Raw genomic sequence first — 20,517 nt, forward strand, 5'->3', positions numbered from 1 at the left:
GGATGAAACCAATTCTACGGGGACTGGATTCTGACATCAACCGGGTGGGGTTCCTGTTACAATGGGGCTACTTTCGGGCGAGTGGCCGCTTCTTCAAAACATCCCGCTACGCAGCCAGCGATGTCCAGTTTGTGGGTAAACTCCTCCGAGTGGCGATCTCGTTTGAGCAGCTACAAACCTATGATCGGGCTACCATAGGCCGACACCGACAACTCATTCGCACCGAGTTAGGCGTAAAGCCATTTGGGGAGGTGACCAAAGAGATGGCCCGTCAGGAAGCCCGCCATCTGGTTGCCCGGCAAGTAAGCCCTGCGGCTGTTTTTGGCTCGCTTTGCGAATTTATCCGCACCCACCGGATTGAAGTACCGACCTATCATAGCCTGGCGGTTCTGATTACTCAGGCGTTTAATGAATTTGAATTGAATCTGTTTGCTGTCCTCAAACGTGAATTGACAGCCGAACAACGAACGTTGATCGACTCCCTCTTTGAGAAAATAGAGCGGGAAGATTCCCATCGGCAAGTCTACCGCCTGTCCGGTCTACGGCAGGCATCCGAGCTGATGAAACTAGCCGATATTCGGGAAAACATGACCCGACTGAAGGAATTGAAAATGATGTATCATGCGCTGCTGCCCGTGCTGGATCGCCTGATGATGTCTGATGAGCTGGTCAATCATTATGCCCAGTATGTCTTACGGGCAGAGATTTTCCAGATCAAACGCCACCAGGATAGCCAACTCTTAGCCCTATCTTTCATTCAGTACCAGTACTTTCACCTATCTGATATTCTGCTACTTACCTTCAAAAATACAACGACTCAAATACTCAATCAAATTCAAAACCAGCAGGATAAACTCCTGATCGCTGCCTATGGCGAGAATCTGCCCACGATGGACACGATTCTAGAAAGCTATCTGACTCAGGCTGAGCAGGTGAATAAACTGATGCAGACGGCCTTCTCCTTCGATAAAACACAGCCCGAAAAATTTGAGCAACTCATTAAGTTACTTAAGGAACCCTCGATGGTGGCTTTTTTGGATTTAGTGCCTTCGGTCAAAAAGCTGCATCAGCAAACTCGAAAGACCCTGGCCAACTCCTTTTTGCATCAGGCTATGCGAGAACACGCCCGGGTTTTGATGACCCGGATTGCCGACATCATGCGCCACCTCGAGTTTACCCCTTCGCTTAGAATCGACCCCTTATGGCTGGCTCTGACAGCGTACCAAACCAAGCATGGAGTCGTTACAGCAACAGCTCCGGCTGATTTTCTCACACCAGCCGAGAAAAAAACGGTAGAAAATGAGGGTCACTTTGACGCAGCTCTTTACAAAGTGTGGCTGGCCGATTACTTGATCCGTGCGCTTAAATCCGGTCGGATCACGGTCCGTACCTCTCACCAGCATCGCTCCTTCGAGGACCATTTGCTACCCGAAACGGAGTGGGGAGCGGCTAAACAAACGTTGTTGGAGCGGGCGGGTCTGCGTCACCTGACCTACTGGCCTACCGTTCAGCAAACGCTGACGGATCGCCTGACGGATCAGTTTACCCAAACCTTCAGCCATATCAATGCAGGCGAAAACCTGTTGGTCCGCAAGCGAGCTGATGGCCGCCTGCGGTTTGTGACACCGACCAAAGACATCCCTGCCGATCTTCGGGATTTGTACCCCAAAGATCGCACTTTCCCTATTTTCGAGGTCTTTCACACGGTCAATCGCTACACCGGGTACACCAAAGACCTGCATCATCGACAGGAGCATCACCACCAGGAAGTCATGCCCGACATTGTCAATTTTGCTGCGATGATCGGCTGGGGATGCAATCTGGGCATGAGTCGGATGGCGCAACGCTCCAAAAACGTCTCCCAGGGAGCCCTTGACCGGGTGGCTCGTTGGTACTTTTCAACCGACAATCTACGCCAGGCCAACGACCGGCTGGTTGATTTTATGCATCGGATGCCCCTGGCCAATTTGTTTAGGGAAGAAGAGTCGGTGATGCGCTCGGCATCGGATGGCCAGAAATATACGATGGCTATGGACTCGATCCATGCGACTTATTCGGCTAAATACTTCGGCAAAGAGAAAGGCATCACCGTTTACAGCTTCATTGCCGAAAACTACCCGCTGTTTTACACAACTACCTTTTCGGCGGGCGACCGGGAAGCGTGGTATGTATTCGATGGCCTGTTACATCACCAACAAATTACGAGCCTTCCCCCACAGCAGGTACACAGTACGGACACCCACGGGGTGTCGCTCATCAATTTTGCTTTAGGCTTTCTGCTAGGGATTGATTTCCAGCCTCGTATCGAAGGATTTCACAAATGTAAGCTACATGGCATTGCCGATATGCCTATTCTACAGCAACTTGATTATCAGATTCGGGCGGATAAAAACATCAATACGAGTCTGATTGAGCAGCAATGGGACAATATTCTCCGGTTTGTGGTGAGTCTCAAACTGCACTATGTGCTACCTTCGACCTTACTCAAACGGCTCAATTCATACGCGCACCAACCCCCCTTGTATAAAGCACTGGTTGAGTTAGGTAAAGTGGTGCGCACGATTTTTTTGCTCAACTACATGGACGACGGCCAGCTCCGCCGTCGGACTCACCAACAAACCACACAACTTGAAAGTATTCAGAAGTTAGCCAAAGTGCTGGATATGGGGGATGAAGGAGCCGTCCATTTTTGCACTCAGGAGGAGTTGATGATTATGACATTAAGTAAGCAGCTTATTATCAATAATATAAGCTGCTTCAACTACATTCTCCTGACCAAACGGCTTATGGAATCTCCCCTTCAGGAGCGGAAAGAATTAATGGAAACAATTCCCTTTTCAGCCGCCTTTGCCTGGGAACACATCAATCTGCATGGCGAGTACGATTTCGGCGAAGATGTTTTGAAAGATGCCCTGCATATCGACTTAGAAAAGATACTCCAATTTGACATCCAGAAAAAGCTATAACACCTTGCAAGTTAATACGATACCACTATCTGACGAAACATTTTCCCGGAATGTTGGGAACCTCCCATTAATCGGCTAGGTCGATACACCTTCCAACAAGCCGATCAATTTATGACTAACGGATTGCGTCCGTTAAGGCCATAATTCCTTAGCGTAATTCTTTGTCCCGTTGCTAAAAGAACCCCAGTCAAGACACTGTCAAGATAGCCTTCACGACCGGGAATCAACATAATCCGGACCGACTGAAGCCCCTGGCATTTTCCCAGATTTTCTACGTCTCTGGCAATACCATTAGTCATAATAGAGTAGATACGCTTACCGGCCTTGATATGACCTGCCAGTTCTGAAAACGTTTCATACTGATAGAATCCGGAATAATTAATGAAATCCGCCTGTGAAGATGTTCGGGCATTGTACCACACCTTTATGGTATCCAGTTCTGATTCAGACAGCAGGCCGGATTGGGCAAACGAAAAAAGCGGGAGGCAGTTTGCCAGACAGCAAACCAGAAGGAAACGGAAGAAATGGAGGGACATTGATGTAACGTTTTGTGGCTATTTATGTCAACACGTTAAATTATATCCCTTTTGCAGAAAAACCATGCCGGCCAGACGGTCGCTGCTTAAATTCTGCCGGCCGTCATGGATATGGGCTTAAATCACCGGTTCCGGCAAGCGGCTGATGGAGGTAAAATCCAGAAACGTGGTATTGGTTGAGATATAGCCGGGCTTTATTGGTTCCTGCTTAACCAGATCCGTGCTCAGGTATTTCTTGTTGCTGTCGGACAACAGGGTTACGACGACCGCATCCTCGCCAAGTTGCTGCTGCACCTTGATTGCGCCAATTACGTTGGCGCCCGACGAAATGCCTACCGCCAGGCCAAGTTGCGTTGAGAGTTTCTGCGCCATCAGGATGGCATCGCCGTCATTGGCCTGGACAACCTCATCCAATTCTCCCAGCTTTACCAGATCGGGGATAAACTCATCCGAAATGCCCTGAATCCGGTGTGTGCCGACTTTGTAACCGGTCGTCAGGGTCGGGCTTTCGGCAGGTTCAAGTGGATGCAGTTTGATGCCGGGATTCATCGACCGCAGGTACCGGCCGGTGCCCATGATGGTGCCTCCCGTACCGACACCCGCTACCAGCGCATCCGGTGTCAGGCCGATACCCTGCAACTGCCGCCATATTTCGGGGCCGGTTGTCCGTTCGTGCGCTCCGGCATTCCACAGGTTTTCAAACTGACGGGGCAGAAAACAGGAATCAGACCGTTGGCGCATCTGCTCCGTAATCCGGATACTGCCCAGAAAACCGCCTTCTTCCTTGCTGACCAGAACAATGTCGGCGTCGAGTGACCGGATAATGTCCATCCGCTCCTTGCTCAGCCAGTCCGGCATCACAATCGTAACGTTGTGCCCCAGTGCCTTCCCGATGGCCGAAAACGCAATCCCGGTATTCCCGCTTGTCGCCTCAACAATAACGTCATCCGGCTGGATCAACCCCTGATGGTACGCCTCCTGGAGGATGTATAAGGCCATGCGGTCCTTTATGCTGCCGGTCAGGTTGTAGTGCTCACATTTAACAAAAATACGGCCAGGTTTCCCCTGCCACGTATAGTTTAACTGCAGCATGGGCGTATTACCCACTAATTGCCAGAGGCTTCTGAACTTGTTCTGGATGGCTTTAGCAGCGGGAGCAAGGGGTTCAATCAGGCTATTCATACCGGCGTTTTTTTGACAAACTTCCGGTTTTCTGAATTTTTAGTCAACGATCCGTTAATTTTCCGGAAAATATCCGGAATTTCTCATAATTGCTGATTTTTCTTCAGATTAAAGCCCCTTTTCAGGACTTTCAAAGATTTTTTTTCAATCCGATGAACGCGCTCGACAGCACAGATCTTGACATCCTACGGTTATTGCAGGTAAATGCCGATCTTTCAATCAAAGAAATTGCGGCCAGTATTCATAAATCGAATGCGGCCGTGCACGAACGGATCCGCCGGTTAAAGGAAAACGGCTATATCAAACGAACGGTGGCTATTCTGGACCGCCGGCTGATTAACCGGAACCTGATCGCGTTTTGCCATGTGCTGCTGAACAACCACGCCTCAACCACCTTACAGTCGTTTGAGGAGCAGGTTGTCCGGTTCCCGGAGGTGATGGAGTGCTATCAGATGACGGGCACCTTCGATTTCATTCTGCGGGTCGTTACCCCCGACATTGATGCCTACCACACCTTTTACCGGCATAAACTGGCCAACCTGCCCGACATCGCTACAGTACAGACGTTCTTTGTCTTATCTGAAGCCAAAAGCGATACGGCTTATCCGTTGTAGCTCAAATTAATACGCCTTATCCATTTCCGGTAAAAGAATAAACATCCCTGGCCGACTCATATATTTATCCGATCTCCGTTTGCTCGCTGTTTCGTTTGCCGGTATTGTTTTTAGCCTACATTTGATCAGACTAAAAACGGTTGCTATGGAGGCCAATATCAAGCAGGATTTTCCGAAGCTTTTGCCCGTCAGGCGGGCTGTTGACATAAAGCCGGTCTGGTTCTGGTGCCTGACCCTCGGGCTGATTCTGGCCGGTATTTTCCGGTCTGACCTGGCCACACGGCTGGATTCATTTACGCTCGACGAAGCCTATCATATTACCGCCGGCGTCTCCTATGCCAAAACCGGCTCCTTCCGGATCAACCCGGAACACCCGCCGCTGACCAAACTGGCAGTCGGTGCGGTGGTGGCGGCTAACGGGTTTAAACTCGCTCCCCTCCGGCCCATGACGGATAAGCACGACGAACGCAAATTCGCGGAAGAAGAGCTTTACCTGAAAAATGATCCGGTGGCCGTTCAGCAACAGGCCCGAATGGCAATGTTTCTGGTCAACGGCCTGCTCCTGCTGTTATTTACGGTATTGCTTCGCCGCACGATCGGTCAGCTTGCGGCATTGCTCACCCTGACCTACCTGGTGATTGACCCGACGTTAGCCGCCCATTTACCGGTGGTGATGACCGATCTGCCGGTAGCACTGGCCTCCGGCTCGGCCGTGCTGGCGGCAGTTATTGCTTTCAGGACGTGGCGGCCAAGCGATTTGCTGCTCGCTGCCGGTTGCCTCGGCCTTGCGCTGGCGGCCAAGCACTCTGCCATCATCACGGCTGTCGGCGTCGCACTGACCGGATTGGTTATGATTCTGCTGGTGAGGGATAGCTGGAAAGCACGGGGTGTTAACCTTCTGAAAATGGCGGCGGTCATGGTTGGGGCTATAATCGTGTTGTGGGGATTTTACGGTTTCCGGTATCGCGACAGCCCGCAGGCCGGCGAGTTTTTTAACCGGCCGCTCGCCACTAAGATTGATGACATTCAATCAGCAGCGTCTAAAGCGCTTCTGCATACTCTGGCAGATGCCAGACTACTGCCTGCCTCCTACCTCTGGGGACTGGCCGATACGTTCCGGGCGGGCGTAGAAGGACGGGCGAACTCCGTTTTTGCTTTTGGCAAGCTCTCCTTCACAAGGGCACCGTTTTATTATGCACCCGGCATCTGGGCGGCCAAATTACCTCCTGGGCTTATCGCCCTGACGCTTTGCGGGCTGGTTTTGCTTTGCCTCCGCCAGTTGCCCCGGCAAACCTATCCGGCGCTGGCTGCTCTCGGGCTGCTGTTTTGCCTCTTCTGGCTCGCACTGGCCACCGGATCTACCTATGGCGGTGTCCGCCATGCGTTGTCGCTCCTGCCGCTGTTTGCTGCGCTCGGAGGGCTGGCGGTGACCTATGCACTTGAAAACGGCAATCTCCCTTTACGGGTAGCAGTCGCCTCTCTGTCACTTGCCAGTCTGGTCGAAGCCCTGCCGGTAGTCCGGCCCTGGGAATATTTCAACTGGTTTGCGGGCCGTTCCGAAAACAGCTACAAATACTTCAACGATGAAGGCGTGGATCTCACCCAACGATCGGGCGAGCTGATCAGTTATTACAACCAGCACCTGAAAAAAACGGGTGAAATTCCGTACATCTGGTATGGGATGCGGCGGTCTGAAAAGCAACGGTACAATATCCACTGGGTCGGCGAAGACCCCGAAAAAGACAGTAGCCGGTATACGTCAGTTTGGGTAACCGGCACGTTTTTTATGCCGTCAACGGCCCTGTCGCCAAACCTGTATGATAAGGACGATCAGATGGCGGTATTCCGGAAAGCAAACCCGGTCGCACGGATGGGCAATCTGCTGGTATTTAAGGGGAAATTCTACCTGCCCAATGAACGGGCCTACTGGCTGGGCGGAAAAGGCTTTAAGGCCCTGTTTATCGACAGTAAACCGGATACGGCAAAAGCAATCCGTTACTTCTCGGCCGCGATGAAGCTATACCCGAAAAGCCCGATTATGGATTGGGAGCTGGGCAACCTGTACCTGATGCGGAATGCGCGGCAGGAGGCCATTCATGCCTATGAACTGGCCAGAACCTACAGCCCCGATGACGGGATGAAGCAGGTACTGACCAGCCATATTAACAAACTAAAATCCGGCGGTGACCTACGGAAAATCGGTCCGCTCCGGAATCCCGGGCTGGAATAAGCAGTACTATTTTTTCGACACCCGTTTTCCGGTCAGGTAGCGATGCATTTCGCAGCCTGCCAGTAAAAACGCCCCGACGCCGAAATTGGTGGTTGAAGCGGCATTGACCACCTGACCGGGAATTGCTTTTTCGCCGATTGGCTGTACATAACCGATTTTTCCGTCGGCCTGCTGCGCAACGGTTGACAGATAGTGCCAGCCTTTGAGCGCCGCCGGCCGATATATTTTTTCGGGCAGGTATCCGTTGTTGATCCCCCAAAGCAGTCCATAGGTAAAAAAAGCGGTACCGCTCGTCTCGGGTCCGGGGGCATGTTCGGGGTCCAGCAAACTCCGAGTCCAGTAGCCATCCGGTTGTTGTACCTTCAGAATGGCATCGGCCATACCTTTGTATTTGGCAACATAGTCGTCGCGGTGGGGCGCGTCAGCCGGCAGGTCTTTCAGCACTTTGGCCAGTCCGGCAAAGACCCAGCCATCGCCCCGCGCCCAGAAGTCTTTTTTGCCGTTTACACTCTTATGTTTTGAAAATACATACTTCGCATCACGGTAATACAGTTTCTCTTCCGCATCATACATGATGCTGTTGGCGTAGGAAAAGTATTCGTACAGCTTCTCTAGATATAACTTATTTCCCGTCAGTTTATACAGCTTTGTCATTACGGGCATGACCATGTACAACCCATCGGCCCACCACCAATAGTCTGAATTCGGCGTACTCATTTCGTACTCCATCACCTCCCGCGCTCTGGCTATTTTATGGGGCTCCGGTTTCAGATTATACAGATCGACGTAGGTCTGAAAGCAAATCTGCCAGTCACCGAACAACACGTAGCTGTCCGTTTCTCCATATGAGTACTTCCACGCCGCCTTGTCGTCCGATTTAGCACCTTTCCAGTCATTTTGTGCCGCCCAGGCTTCGGAATACGCCCGGTAGGCTTCATTTTTAGTCAGGAAATACGCTTCCATGTTACCGGTATGGTAGGCCGCATTATCCCAGAACGCATTGCCATGGTTCGGATGGGCTGCCTGCCACCAGGCATTAGCACGGTTAACGGCTTCCAGTACAGCGGTCGGTGTTGGCACGGGCTGCGCATACAGCCTAATGCTGATCAGCAGGAAAAAGCAGTACAGAACGGCTCGCCGCGCGATGCCGTTCTGTACTGCCCGAACGTTATTGTTTATCTTCATCAGCAACAGCGTCTTCCCAGTTTTCCCACATTGAAACGGTTGCATCATAACCGCTGTAGCCCACATTCTGACGCAGTTTGTTGCCCCCGTTGGCATTGATGGCCGACTGCGGGATTGGCCAGTTGATGTTGTTCGGGGCCATGGTATACGAACGGTTCCGGACAGTCACCTTGCCTTTGTTGTAGAACTCGCTGTACCGCTGAATCCGCTGGTACCAGTAACTGTTCTGGGCCAGATTATCGACCGAATAAGTCACCCCTGCTTCGTCCGGTTTACCCGACAGAGCCAGGCAGTACGACACACGGCTCAGTTCGGTAAAGCGCCATTCTTCCATGTTCAGTTCGCGCGCCCGCTCGTTCATGATGTCGCCGATGCTGACGGTAGTGTACAACTGCGTACATTTCGCCCGCTGACGGATCATGTTCACATCGGCCGTGGCCCCGGCAATATCACCTTTGTAGAACTTCGCCTCTGCGCGTAACAGGTAGGTTTCGGCCAGCCGGAAGAGGTACCAGTCACCGGCACCGCCACGGTGGTTGGCTTCGTTCACGTTCTGCGACTCGTTCGGGTCTTCGATGTAGTATTTATAATGCGGCCAGTCGAACCAGCACCGGATGGTGTCGTCAGTAAAGTAGCTGCCATTCGTATTCCGCAGGCGGATTTTCTGACCGTAATACGTGCTGGTCGGGTCGTTATATTTCAGGGAATCCATACGCATCCAGTTACCGGCTGCTGAGCTGTGACGCAAATCGCCGGTGTCATCCTTGCCGTTTACATACCACAGCGACTTCTGGGCAAACCAGGTCGGCCGGATGTGGGCAATGCCCCGTCCGTAGGTGTGCACATAATCATACTGGGCGCGGAAGTTGCTGTTTGACGTCGCAAAATACCGCAGCGCCTGCTTGCCGTCCGGTGCTTTCGTGTTGGCATAATCCATGAAGGGCAGCCAGTTACGCATTGAGTTCATTTTGATGCCCATATCGGTATTGATCCGGTTCGGCATCACCAGAATCGTCTCCTTGTTCGCCGAAATGGCTTTGTTCTCAGGCCGGTGTAAGTCCCAGATTACGTTGCGGGTTACCGGCCAGGTGGTGGCATACGGCCGGACATCGTTACCGAAGTTGGCCTGCATCAGCGAGTACCCCGAACTGTTGATCAGCAGGTCGGCCTGTTCAATGGCCTTGTCAAACTGACCGGTGGCGAGGTAACACTTGATCAGCAAGTGGCGGCAGGCTGCCTTGTTCACCATACCGGTCAGCGTCATCTGCGCCTGATTCGGTACCCACTCCACGGCCTTTTCCATATCGGCCGTGATCATTTTCAGAATGGCTTCGCGTTTGGTCGTTTTGTAGTTCAGCTTCGGTACCTGCAGGATTTTCGTCACCAGCGGCACATCCTTAAACTGGAAGCAAAGCGACAGATACCGGAACGAGCGGTGGAATAAGGCGCGGCCGCGGTATTCGTTCTTTACGGCATCGGTCAGGCCCGGCACGTTATCAATGAAGCTTATCACCGTGTTGGCATACTTGATTCCGTTATAGGTCTCATCCCAGAAATACGGCACGCGCTCCGGCATATCGGTGGGAGTCAGGCGGGTAGCAATGTCGGCAAAGATATTGCCGTCGTCGGTTTTAGAGGCTACGGCCAGTTCGGTAAACATATACTCCGTACTGATCGGCAGACTCAGATCGACATACTGGAAGTAGGTCCAGTACGACCGGATGTGGCGGTCACAGATGGCCATTGCCGCATCGAGGCCGCTCCTGGTCGAGAACGTAAGACCTGGTTCGTACAAGGATAACGGTTCCGGTTTCAGGTATGATTCCTTACAACCGGTCACAGTGGCGGCAATACCAGCCAGGACCAGCGCCAACCGGGTTAACCGCCGGGAAAGTTTAGATGTAATGCGTGTATAGTTCATTGATTGATTCCTTAAAAAGATACGTTCAGACCCATTGAGTAAATCCGTGGGGCTAATCCGCCCGTTTCCACATCCCAGTAGTCCCAGTTTTTGTCTTTTTTCCAGACGGCTACGTTCCGGATGCTGCCGAAAATCTTCAGGTTGTCAATACCGCGCCCCGCCAGAAGTGTCCGTGGCAGCTTGTAGCCGATCGTGATGTTTTCCAGCCGGATAAACGAGCGGTCGTACAGCATCCCCGGCGCGTTCACGCCGGCCGGTCCTTTGGCATCCAGACGCGCCACGTTGTTCGACGGATTTTCCAGCGTCCAGTAGTCTTTCGCGTAGGCATTGGCCAGGTTCGTTACCAGCGATGTCCCGTTATCCTGATTCAGGTAAGCGCCGTTCAGGCTCTTGTGACCCATATACGAGTACATGTTCACCGAAATATTCAGGTTCTTGTAGTTGAAATCGTTGCGCAGTGACCACATAACCGGCGGGGCTGTCTGACCCAGAAACTCCTTATCATTGTCGTTGTACACCGCTGTTGTACTGCCGTCGGCATTTTTACGATCATCTGCCGTGTAGTTGTTAGCCACCTTCGGATCACCCGGGCGCTGGCCGTATTTTGCAGCCTCTGCCGCTTCGTTTGCCTGCCAGATACCGGTTACGCGGTAGTTCCAGATGGCACTCACCGACTGACCGATAAACCAGCCGTTGCCGATATCATTGCGTTCTCTGGTTCCGGTAATGTTCCCTTGATCATCCACCACATTGTCGTAGATATAGTACAGGTGTTTGATCGTGTTTTTGTATTTCGAGATACCAAACACCGAGTTCCAGGAGAAATCACCGCGGCGAACGTTCTGCGTGTTCAGGGAGATTTCAAACCCACGGTTTTCGACTTTACCAAGGTTGGTGGTGATGCTGCCGAATCCGGTAAAGCCTGGCAGTGACCGGCTCATGATCATGTCGATGGTCGGAGTGATGTAGTAATCTACCGTACCGGTGATGCGGTCTTTCAGCAAACCGAAGTCGGCACCGATATTGAAGGCTTCTGTTTTTTCCCACGACAGGTTCGGGTTTGCCAGACGACCAACGGTCAGGTAGCGATACTGGATCAGGTTGCCGCTCTGGTCGAGGTAACCCATGGTCGCACCGACACCGGCACCTAGGTTGGCCAGCGCCAGGTACGGATCAGCCAGTGATCGATTGCCGTTCTGCCCCCACGACAGGCGCAGTTTACCGGTACTGAGCGGTCCCCAGTTAGCGAATGTTTCGTTTGTAAATGTCCAGGCAAAAGCCGCTGAGAAGAACGTTGCCCGCGGGTTGGAGCTACCGAATGCCGAATAGCCGTCGCGGCGCACCGAGGTGGTAATCATGTACCGGTCGTCGTACGAATAGAACAGGCGGGCCAGCATCCCGTCGGCCGTTTCTTTCACATCGTCTGAGTCGTAGCTACTCCGGTTTTTATCGCCATAGTACGTTTCGTGATAGCCGAGCGCATCGCTTGGCAGGATGTTACGGGCTTCGATGCGGTCCAGCCACGACTGGCGCTTTTCGGCTTCCTGCACCAGCGTTACATTTACATGGTGCTTTTCCTTAAACGAATAGTCCCAGTTGATGGTGTTGTTCAGCGACCAGTCGAGGCGCTGTGTCTGTTCGCGGTTTACCAGACCATTGGTACCCTTCCAGTCGGGGTGACTGGCCGATTCCCAGTAGCGGTCGTGGAAAAACTGGTAGCGCGGCGAGAAGTTAAACGCATACGTGATGTTAAACGGCAGCTTCACCTTCGTCGTCAGGATGGTATTGAAAATCGTATACCCCTTGTCCAGATCGCGGTACTGCCGGTCAAAGTCGTAGTTGTAGCCGTAGTTGTTCACCATGTTGTCGCCCATCGGGTGTACCAGCAGGTTGCCGTTTGCATCCTTATAGCTGGCAAACGGTGCGTTATTGATGATCTGGCGGCCCCAGTCAACGGCGAGGTCACCGTCGGTCCGTTGCTGGAAGTTCACGTTAGCGCCAATGTCCAGCCACTTCGTTACTTTTCCCTCCACTTTCATATTCGAGCGGATGGCGCTGTAATCGTTTCCGCGCGCGACACCTTCGTTGGCCAGATAGCCGAACGACAGGTAGTAGTTGATATTATCGGAAGCACCCGACACGCTCAGGTTGTAATCCTGATTGACGCCCGTCCGGAAGCTGTGTTTATACCAGTCGAACGACTGACCGTTCAGGAAATTGGTCAGGGCCGTTCCCTGCATCAGCAACCGTTTTGCCCAGATTTCCTGATCCGACGCCGAGCCGTTGGTTGACCCCGTGTAGGCCCGCCACTGATCGAGCGTAATGCCATACTGCGCCAGATTGCTGTCGGTCGGCTTATCATAATACCCGCGCTGGCTGGCAAAGCTCGACCGGTAGGCTTCATATACTCCTGTAGTGGCATTCAGCCCATACGTAGGGGCCTTGTACCAGTCCTGCCGGTACTGCATATACTCGTCCGTGTTGAATACATTCCGGTTCGCGCCCATGGTCACAAAGCCGAGGTTCGACGTGACGTTGATTTTCGGTTTACCTTTCTGGCCTTTTTTCGTGGTAACGATCAATACCCCGTTGGCCGATTTGGCGCCATATACTGCCGCCGCCGATGCATCTTTCAGGATGTCGATCTGACCAATATCGTCCGGGTTAATCTCCGAGAGTTCGCCGTAGAAAATCATGCCGTCGAGAATGATCAGCGGGTCGTTGTGACCACCGGCCGTGTAGACCGAACGCTGACCGCGGATCTGGATTGATCCGCCCCCTTTGGCCGACGGGTCAAAGCCTACCGTAACGCCCGGGGTACCGCGGAGAATGTCCTGGGTAGTATTCGGGTTCTGATCGGCAATCTTGTCGGGACGAATCTGGGTGATGGAGCCGGTCAGGTCTTTTTTGCGCATGGTGCTGTAGCCGACCACGACAACCTCCTGCAACATTTTGTTGTCTTCCTGCAGCGTTACGTCGATGGTACGCCGCTTACCGACAACTGCCTCCTGGCTCACATAGCCCACAAAGGAAAACACCAGCACCGATTGTTCATTCGGCACTTTAAGGGTAAAGGCCCCTTTAGCGTCCGAGGTTGCCCCTTCGACCGAACCTTTCAGGATGATGTTAACGCCCGGCAAGCCCTCGCCTTTAGCGTCGGCGATCCGTCCCGAAACCGTAAAAGGCGCCCCCTGACCGAACGCCAGCGGACTCATAAGTGCATGGAGCAATAGCAGGATCAGCCCCACACATTTCCGGGGATACCATTCCTGTCTGCCGGTTAAAAGTAGTTGTCTAATGTGCATAATTCAGAAAATATGATTTCCGGGTTTTTAGAGAATATTCGGATGGCACACCACCGAAAAGCAAAAACAATGTTCGAATAATGCAAAAATAGACGGGTACGGATTCTCCGGTGGGGGGCATTTTCGGGAATAAAGAGGGGTATTTTCAGCAGAAAGCCTGCAAATCGTGTAAATTGAACACAATTTGCAGGACTAATGGTTGGTTACCTGTAGGCAGAAACGGCGTTTTACCAGTGAGGCTGCTTTTGCACAAGGTTGATACCACCTGCCCGGTACACTTCCGGAATTGTTTATTTACATTTACAGACGCTAAACCGAATGTATTTTCCGGCCGGAATCATTTCCGGACAGGAAGCAGTTACCGGTTAGCCAGATTTATACCAACCCGAAACAGTTATGTTTGTTCATCACGTTTTCTTTTACCTGCATAACCCGGAGAGTGAAGCCGATCAGGCGACATTACTGGAAGGCCTGACAAAACTGGCGCAATGTCCGACCATTAAACTATCACATATCGGCACACCCGCCGATACAAACCGGTCTGTTATCGAACGCACATACGCGTATTCGTGGCTTTGTTTTTTTGATAGTCCGGCGGATGAAGAAGCCTATCAGAACGATCCGATCCACGACGATTTCCGGGTAAACTATGCCCATCTTTGGGAAAAAGTCGTTATCTACGATTCGGTTGGATAACGCATGATTCAAGTAATCAGAATGGCATGACATGTTTCTGGAATCACTCCCCCGATATAGAGACGGTTATGTGTGTTTTCTTCCGTAAACAAAAACGCTCTGTCTCAATCCGGACAGAGCGTTTCAGTTCGTTTATGGTTACAACTGTTATGATGACAATTGTCCGCTAACAACGACTGAATGCTCCCCCTGGTATCTTTTCCGGGCCTTAAATGAGGTTGTGGGGCAACTGTAACAATATAGTCCAGATTTATCATGTTTTGTTGCTAAACCTTTGGCAGATAGATCCGGAAAACGGCTCCGTGCCCCGGCTGACTGCTTGCTGTGATGGCCCCGCCATGATTCGCTACTACTTTTTCGCAGATTGCCAGACCAATGCCGGTACCCGAATATTCATTCCGGCCGTGCAGGCGCTGAAACAACTGAAAGATCCGGTTCACATGCCTGTCATCAAACCCGATGCCGTTATCGATAACTTCAATGCGGTAATAAAATGTAGCCGGCCGGGTCGGGAAGATGGGTTCCCTGATTACCTCGGCGCTGATCACTTCGGTCCGGACATAAATTACCGGCGCAACATCAGTTACCCTGAATTTCAGAGCATTAGTCAGTAAATTCTGAAACAACTGCCGGAGCTGTGATGCATCTCCCCTGATGGCAGGTAACGGATCAATCCGGACGACTGCGCCCGTATCCCGTATAACAAGCTCTAAATCACTCAGCACAGTATCCAGTATGACCGGTAACGACACAAGTTCTCTGAGTTCCTGCCCGGTCGAAATCCGCGAATAATTGAGCAGGTCTTTAATCAGCGTAGACATCCGGCCGGCCGACTGCTGCATCCGGTCCAGATACATGATACCATCGCCCAGGCTGGTCTGATACTGTTCTTTCAGAATATCCCCGAAGGACTGAATTTTCCGTAAGGGTTCCTGCAGATCATGGCTGGCAATGTAGGCAAACTGCTGCAGGTTTTCATTGGAGCGTTTCAAATCCTGATTGAGCTGGAGCAGTTCATCCGTACGTTGTTGTACACGCTCGTCGAGTTCCCGCACCAGAAGCCGGTATTGTTCCTCCCGCTGGCGGATAGCCATATCAACCCGGGCCCGCTCCACTGCCGACCAGGTGCGTTCGGCAGTTTCTTCAAGCAACGCCAGTTCCTCGGCCGACCACCGGTGCGGTTTCGTAAAGTGAATGAACATTACAGCCGCCAGATTACCTTCCCGCAGTAAGGGCTTGTTAATGGTCGCGCCCAGTTCAAGCAGCCGGTGTGCTTCCTTTTCGTCAGGTGTCAGCGAAGGATCAGCGGGAATATCGGGTCTCACAACAGTATTCCCGGCCAGAAAATCGGCAAGCAGTGTTTCGCCGTAATCGGCATAGACATACGAACCCTCAAGGCTGGAGACATTGTTAACATAATTTTTTGTGACCACAATGTCCCGGCCGTTTCCCTGATCTTCGGCATAGCCCACCCGGTCAGCCTGCAGGTATTCGCCCAGCAGGCAGGCTGCTTCATATTGAATCCGGTCAGGATCGTTCAGTACCCGTAACCGGTCGCTGAGGGCCAGCATAAATGTTTTCCGGGTTTCACCGGACTCCACAACCCGCCGCGAGCGCACCTGCCGTGTCACGTCAACGGCGACCACAAAAATGCCGGAAATGCTTCCATCCGGGTCAAGCCTCGGCTGGTACGTCAGGTCAACGTAAATGGTTTCCATCCGGTTTTGCCGGATCAGATTTACGGCAGCTTCGCTGGCAGTGTAGGCAACACCGGTACGGAGCACTTCCTCCAGCAGCAGATCAAAACCCTGACCAGCCAGCTCAGGCAATGCTTTCAGTAACGGTTTATCAAGTATGTCACCGGCCATCCGCCCAACCAGCTGACAATAGAAAGAGTTTGCCATTCTGAACGTCAGGCCGTCTTTACTGAGTGTGGCGATGGCAACGGGCGATTCTTCAAACAGGGCTAATAACTGCTGCTGGCTCGCCAGCACTTGCTGATGCGCGATCTGCTCTTCTCTGCGGAGGACAAGATTCTGCGCTACCAGTTGTTGCAGCGTTATGTTCACATCCTGTAATTTCTCAACGCTTTCGACGGCTTTGGTGGTTTCGGTGCAGGTTACCAGAATGCCGTTTACAGCACCGGTATCGTCAGAAAGGGGACTGAAACTATAGGTCCAGTATGCGTAGCCCATCTGGCCCTCCCGATAAATCGGCAGCTTCTGATCTTCAAACCAGACAGCATCGCCGCCCGCCATGATGGAATGGATCATCGGCCCGATTACCGGCCATGACTAGGCCCAGCTCTGTTCGCCTTTCTGGCCCAGGGAAGTCGGGTGTTTTCCGTCATTACCCAGACTGGGACGGAAAGCGTCATTGTAAAATGTAATGAGATCCGGCCCCCAGAAAATCAGCATGGGAAACCGTGAGGCCAGCATCATCCGGAGCAGGGTACGCAGGCTAAGCGACCACCCGTCGGGATTGCCGAGTACGGAGTTTTCCCAGTCATAGCGACGGATGAGGGTTGCCATCTCCCCGTCTCCCTCCACGAAAGGGATGTCTTTATGCATTGTGGCTATAGATAACGATCATCCCGAAAATTAGCAGCCATAGGTAAAATTTCGAAAGCCGTTATCTGATTTTTTAGTTTGTGACGATATTGTTATCAAAAACCCCCTTTCTAACCTATTGGTAAATAAAGGCGCACTGTCATTGTCTATGTTTTTTCCGGAAACACCCTTTACGGTGCTTTAACGGACATTCCGGCATATCCGGTATCTTTGGCATCCGGCCCGTTATGCCCGATACGCTATGCACACAATTCCGACTGCCTTTACCGGTTGTAGATTGAAACAATTTGAACCACCGGATTGGGCAACGCTGAAACAGATACGCCTTGAAGCGTTGCAGAAAGACCCTTCAGTGTTTGGTAGCTCCTATGCGAGTGAATCCCAATTGCCGGATACCAGCTGGCAGGAACGCTTACAGTCAGCTTCACGAGCGTATTTCGGCATTTTACTTCCGGACGGAACATGCGTTGGCTTAAGCGCCGTTGCCGGAAAGGACGGTATTGCCATTCTGATTGCTTCGTATATCCGGGTTGAACACCGTGGCAAGGGGTTAGCAGCCCGCTTGTTTTCGGAACGGATCAACTGGGCGCGGATCAACCGGTATCCGAAAGTCACCGTCTCTCACCGGGCAGACAACGCCCCTTCACAGGCTGCCATCTTGCGGGCTGGTTTTGTATTTACCCATACCGAAACCCATCTCTGGCCGGACGGTTTACCGGCAGACGAGTATTTTTATGAACTTATCCTGTAAGAAATCTGGTAAACGCTGCCATCTATACGTTTCCGACGAGAGGAAATAACTACCTGATGATATCTGCTTACTCCCTTCCACAAAAAGGGCAATCCGAAAAAATCAACCATACTTACCAGCAGAACGGGCACTAAACAGTAGCTATCCCGGTTATGCCGGTGCAGGTTCGTTACCGACAGCCTGCCCTTTTCAGGAGGACGGCCTCCCCTATTTCAGGAAGCATTCCGGGACGGCCCGACTAAACGTGGTCTTTACTATGTCCTGGATTTATTTAGTTATCGCCGGCCTGCTTGAGATTGTGTGGGCCTTCTACATGAAACAATCGGCGGGTTTTACGCGGCCTGTCCCTACGCTGATTACGATCACTGCCATGATTGCCAGCTTTCTGCTTCTGGCACAGGCCATGCGCACACTACCACTCAGTACCGCCTATATGCTCTGGACCGGTATTGGCGCCGTCGGGTCGTTTCTGATCGGAGTTCTAGTGCTCGGCGAATCGCTGACGGCGCCTAAAATTATTGCAGCGGTTCTTATTATTGCCGGCCTTTTGCTGCTTAAATTAACCGCCGAATAACCACCTGAACATGATACCTGAAACGATTTATATCCGCAAGGCCCGACCGGAAGACCTGGCGATCCTGCAAAAAACCGGCAGAGACACCTTTTATGAGACCTTTGCACCGCTTAATTCTGAAGCCGATATGGCCCGATACCTGTCAGATAGTTTCAGCGACCATAAAGTACGTGCGGAACTGAATCATCCTGAAACGGCTTTCTATCTGGCGTTTTCAGGAGCAGAACCCGTTGGTTATCTTAAGCTTAACAACGGCTCAGCACAGACAGAACTACAGGATAACACCTCCCTTGAGATTGAGCGTATTTATGTGCTCGCCTCCTGGCAGGGAAAACAAGTCGGTCAGCTGTTATTCGAAACGGCGCTTGAGATTGCCCGATCACAGCGAAAAGCCTATATCTGGCTGGGTGTCTGGGAAAAGAACAGCAAAGCCATCCGGTTTTATGAAAAAAACGGATTTGAAGCCTTTGATCAACATCTTTTCAGACTCGGCGATGATATTCAGACCGATATTATGATGAAAAAAATGCTGTAAAACGTTAAGCCATAAAATAAGAGAAGGATGCCCTGATTCAACCCTTAACGGTCATAGGCGTTTATGGTGTATGAATTTACAAGTCCACATTCAGCAATCACTTGGTTTTGCCCGTTTGCCCGAAATACTGACCCGGTTTAAGGTTGTCGGCCTGGCGTATGAACGGGAAATGCAGGATTTCCTCGATCCGCGGACCGGTCTGGCGATCAGCCGGATGACGGGCCGCAGCGCCAGTACGATTGAATTTGCTCCTGACCGGGAAAATGACTACCTCTTTGCAATTACCCGTCAATTCGACAGCACCTATGTTTTTGCCGTAAAAGGGCGCGTTCCGTTCAAAGCGAATACCGTCGATGAGCTTATCCGGTACATTAATTTATTTATGGCCTCGCATATCTGACTGTCTGGTAACGGATTGAAAAGAATCCGGCTTCCAGCTTCGTATATATAATTTTCCTGTATATTTTTGTTTTAAATTACTCCTTTGTTCAATGGATTCGGCAAATCAGGAATTTTTACGGGGAACACTGAAAACCATTGTCTTGCGGCTACTCGCTCAGCAAGGGCGAATGTACGGGTATGAGATTACGCAGGCGGTTGAAGAACGGACGGGCGGTGAATTAACCCTTACGTTTGGGGCACTTTATCCTGTGCTACATAAGCTGGAGGAAGAAGGCTTACTGGTTACCCAAAGTCAGGAAGTTGAAGGACGATTACGGAAATATTACCGGCTCACAGTTAAAGGCAGTGAAATTGCCGCCCGTAAAGGCATTGAATTCGAACGCTTTACAGAGCTGATGCGGCTCCTGATCCACCCAGCCCCAACTGTTACATTCGGCCAGTAATCCGTTTTAATCCATTTCGTTATGCAGTCATTATCGCCCGGCCAACTTAAGGAGATTACCCAATATATCCGGCAAACACGGCCGCATCCTGCTTTACAGGCTGAACTAATTGATCATCTGGCCTCCCTGATCGAGCGGCGGATGCATCAGGGAGAGGAATTTCGGACGGCTTTTCAGGAACTTGTCCCGCAGGCCTCCTTGCCGGTAATGCAGCAGCTGAATCAGCAATATAACCGGACGTTCAATGGGCTCCGACCAACTGTACACCCGTATAATCGCCGGGTAAAACACAGACTGGCGACGAAACCTTTCTACTACATGTATCTTTCCAGCGGACTCACGCTGCTCCTGCTGATTGTAGGTTTTCTGCTGCTGACCAGCCGTACGCTTGGCTTATCAAACGGAGTTTTTCAGCCTACCTGGGGTATTGCGACGGGGGCTATTGGGGTTGTCGGGCTGGTTCGCTGGTGGCTGAAAGCACCTTTCCCGAAACAGCCTTGCCGGAGAATTGACTAGCATCCCCTGACTTTCCGATAAACACAACATTATCAGCTGCTTACTAAAATAATGTTAAATATTGGTTTATTTACATGCTGCACTGGCTGGT

Annotated in this window: 17 protein-coding genes; 10 read left to right on the plus strand and 7 right to left on the minus strand. The window is 51.7% G+C overall.

The window, feature by feature from the left end; translation table 11 throughout:
- On the plus strand, positions 1–2,966 hold a 2,966-nt coding region (locus AC23NW_RS20010; RefSeq protein ID WP_487451555.1), incomplete at its 5' end, for a Tn3 family transposase.
- Between the two features lie 104 nt (positions 2,967–3,070).
- Here AC23NW_RS20010 and AC23NW_RS20015 read toward each other — a convergent pair.
- Complete coding sequence (locus tag AC23NW_RS20015) at positions 3,071–3,502, minus strand: hypothetical protein (RefSeq protein WP_487451556.1); 432 nt, start codon at positions 3,500–3,502, stop codon at positions 3,071–3,073.
- A 117-nt stretch (positions 3,503–3,619) separates the two neighbouring features.
- Positions 3,620–4,684 (minus strand): PLP-dependent cysteine synthase family protein, encoded by a 1,065-nt coding sequence (locus AC23NW_RS20020; protein WP_487451557.1) that lies wholly within the window; start codon positions 4,682–4,684, stop codon positions 3,620–3,622.
- Positions 4,685–4,836: 152 nt separating this feature from the next.
- Here AC23NW_RS20020 and AC23NW_RS20025 point away from each other — a divergent pair, with 152 nt between their 5' ends.
- Together AC23NW_RS20025 and AC23NW_RS20030 are read left to right on the plus strand one after the other, a co-directional pair.
- Entirely contained in the window at positions 4,837–5,298 is a 462-nt protein-coding gene (locus tag AC23NW_RS20025) for an Lrp/AsnC family transcriptional regulator (protein WP_293835448.1), read from the plus strand.
- A gap of 145 nt (positions 5,299–5,443) precedes the next feature.
- Complete coding sequence (locus AC23NW_RS20030; protein WP_487451559.1) at positions 5,444–7,528, plus strand: tetratricopeptide repeat protein; 2,085 nt, start codon at positions 5,444–5,446, stop codon at positions 7,526–7,528.
- Between the two features lie 6 nt (positions 7,529–7,534).
- On the opposite strand, the gene AC23NW_RS20035 is transcribed toward AC23NW_RS20030, so the two are convergent.
- Genes AC23NW_RS20035 through AC23NW_RS20045 form a run of 3 tightly spaced genes read right to left on the minus strand, consistent with a single transcriptional unit; the run spans position 7,535 to position 13,939 of the window.
- Complete coding sequence (locus tag AC23NW_RS20035; protein WP_487451560.1) at positions 7,535–8,713, minus strand: glycoside hydrolase family 88/105 protein; 1,179 nt, start codon at positions 8,711–8,713, stop codon at positions 7,535–7,537.
- Complete coding sequence (locus AC23NW_RS20040; RefSeq protein WP_487451561.1) at positions 8,697–10,634, minus strand: RagB/SusD family nutrient uptake outer membrane protein; 1,938 nt, start codon at positions 10,632–10,634, stop codon at positions 8,697–8,699. Before AC23NW_RS20040 ends, AC23NW_RS20035 begins: the two co-directional genes overlap by 17 nt.
- A gap of 11 nt (positions 10,635–10,645) precedes the next feature.
- Positions 10,646–13,939, minus strand: a complete 3,294-nt coding sequence (locus tag AC23NW_RS20045) for a SusC/RagA family TonB-linked outer membrane protein (protein WP_487451563.1) — start codon at positions 13,937–13,939, stop codon at positions 10,646–10,648.
- A 396-nt stretch (positions 13,940–14,335) separates the two neighbouring features.
- Between AC23NW_RS20045 and AC23NW_RS20050 the strand changes: the two genes are divergently transcribed.
- On the plus strand, positions 14,336–14,635 hold the full coding sequence (locus AC23NW_RS20050; protein WP_487451564.1) for a Dabb family protein: 300 nt from the start codon (positions 14,336–14,338) through the stop codon (positions 14,633–14,635).
- Between the two features lie 266 nt (positions 14,636–14,901).
- Here the strand turns inward: AC23NW_RS20050 and AC23NW_RS20055 are convergent, their stop codons facing one another.
- Positions 14,902–16,908, minus strand: coding sequence for a sensor histidine kinase (locus AC23NW_RS20055; RefSeq protein ID WP_487451565.1), 2,007 nt, complete (start codon positions 16,906–16,908; stop codon positions 14,902–14,904).
- Between the two features lie 21 nt (positions 16,909–16,929).
- Complete coding sequence (locus tag AC23NW_RS20060; protein ID WP_487451566.1) at positions 16,930–17,205, minus strand: hypothetical protein; 276 nt, start codon at positions 17,203–17,205, stop codon at positions 16,930–16,932.
- Positions 17,206–17,482: 277 nt separating this feature from the next.
- Here AC23NW_RS20060 and AC23NW_RS20065 point away from each other — a divergent pair, with 277 nt between their 5' ends.
- The 6 genes from AC23NW_RS20065 to AC23NW_RS20090 all read left to right on the plus strand — a co-directional run bounded on the left by AC23NW_RS20065 (position 17,483) and on the right by AC23NW_RS20090 (position 20,426).
- Entirely contained in the window at positions 17,483–17,956 is a 474-nt protein-coding gene (locus AC23NW_RS20065; RefSeq protein ID WP_487451567.1) for a GNAT family N-acetyltransferase, read from the plus strand.
- Positions 17,957–18,212: 256 nt separating this feature from the next.
- Complete coding sequence (locus AC23NW_RS20070) at positions 18,213–18,530, plus strand: DMT family transporter (RefSeq protein ID WP_293835427.1); 318 nt, start codon at positions 18,213–18,215, stop codon at positions 18,528–18,530.
- A gap of 10 nt (positions 18,531–18,540) precedes the next feature.
- Complete coding sequence (locus AC23NW_RS20075) at positions 18,541–19,065, plus strand: GNAT family N-acetyltransferase (RefSeq protein WP_487451569.1); 525 nt, start codon at positions 18,541–18,543, stop codon at positions 19,063–19,065.
- A gap of 70 nt (positions 19,066–19,135) precedes the next feature.
- Positions 19,136–19,465, plus strand: a complete 330-nt coding sequence (locus tag AC23NW_RS20080) for a hypothetical protein (RefSeq protein WP_487451571.1) — start codon at positions 19,136–19,138, stop codon at positions 19,463–19,465.
- 91 nt (positions 19,466–19,556) lie between these two features.
- Positions 19,557–19,910: a PadR family transcriptional regulator gene (locus AC23NW_RS20085; protein WP_293835422.1), complete on the plus strand. Its 354-nt coding sequence runs from the start codon at positions 19,557–19,559 to the stop codon at positions 19,908–19,910.
- Between the two features lie 21 nt (positions 19,911–19,931).
- Positions 19,932–20,426, plus strand: a complete 495-nt coding sequence (locus AC23NW_RS20090) for a hypothetical protein (RefSeq protein ID WP_487451573.1) — start codon at positions 19,932–19,934, stop codon at positions 20,424–20,426.
- The last annotated feature ends 91 nt before the right edge of the window (positions 20,427–20,517 follow it).

The sequence above is a fragment of the Arsenicibacter sp. R0_47 genome (assembly GCF_057652235.1).

Coding starts and splice junctions, on each gene's coding strand:
- AC23NW_RS20015 (WP_487451556.1), bottom strand. CDS start 3,502: ATGTCCCTCCATTTCTTCCGTTTCCTTCTGGTTTGCTGTCTGGCAAAC.
- AC23NW_RS20020 (WP_487451557.1), bottom strand. CDS start 4,684: ATGAATAGCCTGATTGAACCCCTTGCTCCCGCTGCTAAAGCCATCCAG.
- AC23NW_RS20025 (WP_293835448.1), top strand. CDS start 4,837: ATGAACGCGCTCGACAGCACAGATCTTGACATCCTACGGTTATTGCAG.
- AC23NW_RS20030 (WP_487451559.1), top strand. CDS start 5,444: ATGGAGGCCAATATCAAGCAGGATTTTCCGAAGCTTTTGCCCGTCAGG.
- AC23NW_RS20035 (WP_487451560.1), bottom strand. CDS start 8,713: ATGAAGATAAACAATAACGTTCGGGCAGTACAGAACGGCATCGCGCGG.
- AC23NW_RS20040 (WP_487451561.1), bottom strand. CDS start 10,634: ATGAACTATACACGCATTACATCTAAACTTTCCCGGCGGTTAACCCGG.
- AC23NW_RS20045 (WP_487451563.1), bottom strand. CDS start 13,939: ATGCACATTAGACAACTACTTTTAACCGGCAGACAGGAATGGTATCCC.
- AC23NW_RS20050 (WP_487451564.1), top strand. CDS start 14,336: ATGTTTGTTCATCACGTTTTCTTTTACCTGCATAACCCGGAGAGTGAA.
- AC23NW_RS20055 (WP_487451565.1), bottom strand. CDS start 16,908: ATGATCCATTCCATCATGGCGGGCGGCGATGCTGTCTGGTTTGAAGAT.
- AC23NW_RS20060 (WP_487451566.1), bottom strand. CDS start 17,205: ATGCATAAAGACATCCCTTTCGTGGAGGGAGACGGGGAGATGGCAACC.
- AC23NW_RS20070 (WP_293835427.1), top strand. CDS start 18,213: ATGTCCTGGATTTATTTAGTTATCGCCGGCCTGCTTGAGATTGTGTGG.
- AC23NW_RS20075 (WP_487451569.1), top strand. CDS start 18,541: ATGATACCTGAAACGATTTATATCCGCAAGGCCCGACCGGAAGACCTG.
- AC23NW_RS20080 (WP_487451571.1), top strand. CDS start 19,136: ATGAATTTACAAGTCCACATTCAGCAATCACTTGGTTTTGCCCGTTTG.
- AC23NW_RS20085 (WP_293835422.1), top strand. CDS start 19,557: ATGGATTCGGCAAATCAGGAATTTTTACGGGGAACACTGAAAACCATT.
- AC23NW_RS20090 (WP_487451573.1), top strand. CDS start 19,932: ATGCAGTCATTATCGCCCGGCCAACTTAAGGAGATTACCCAATATATC.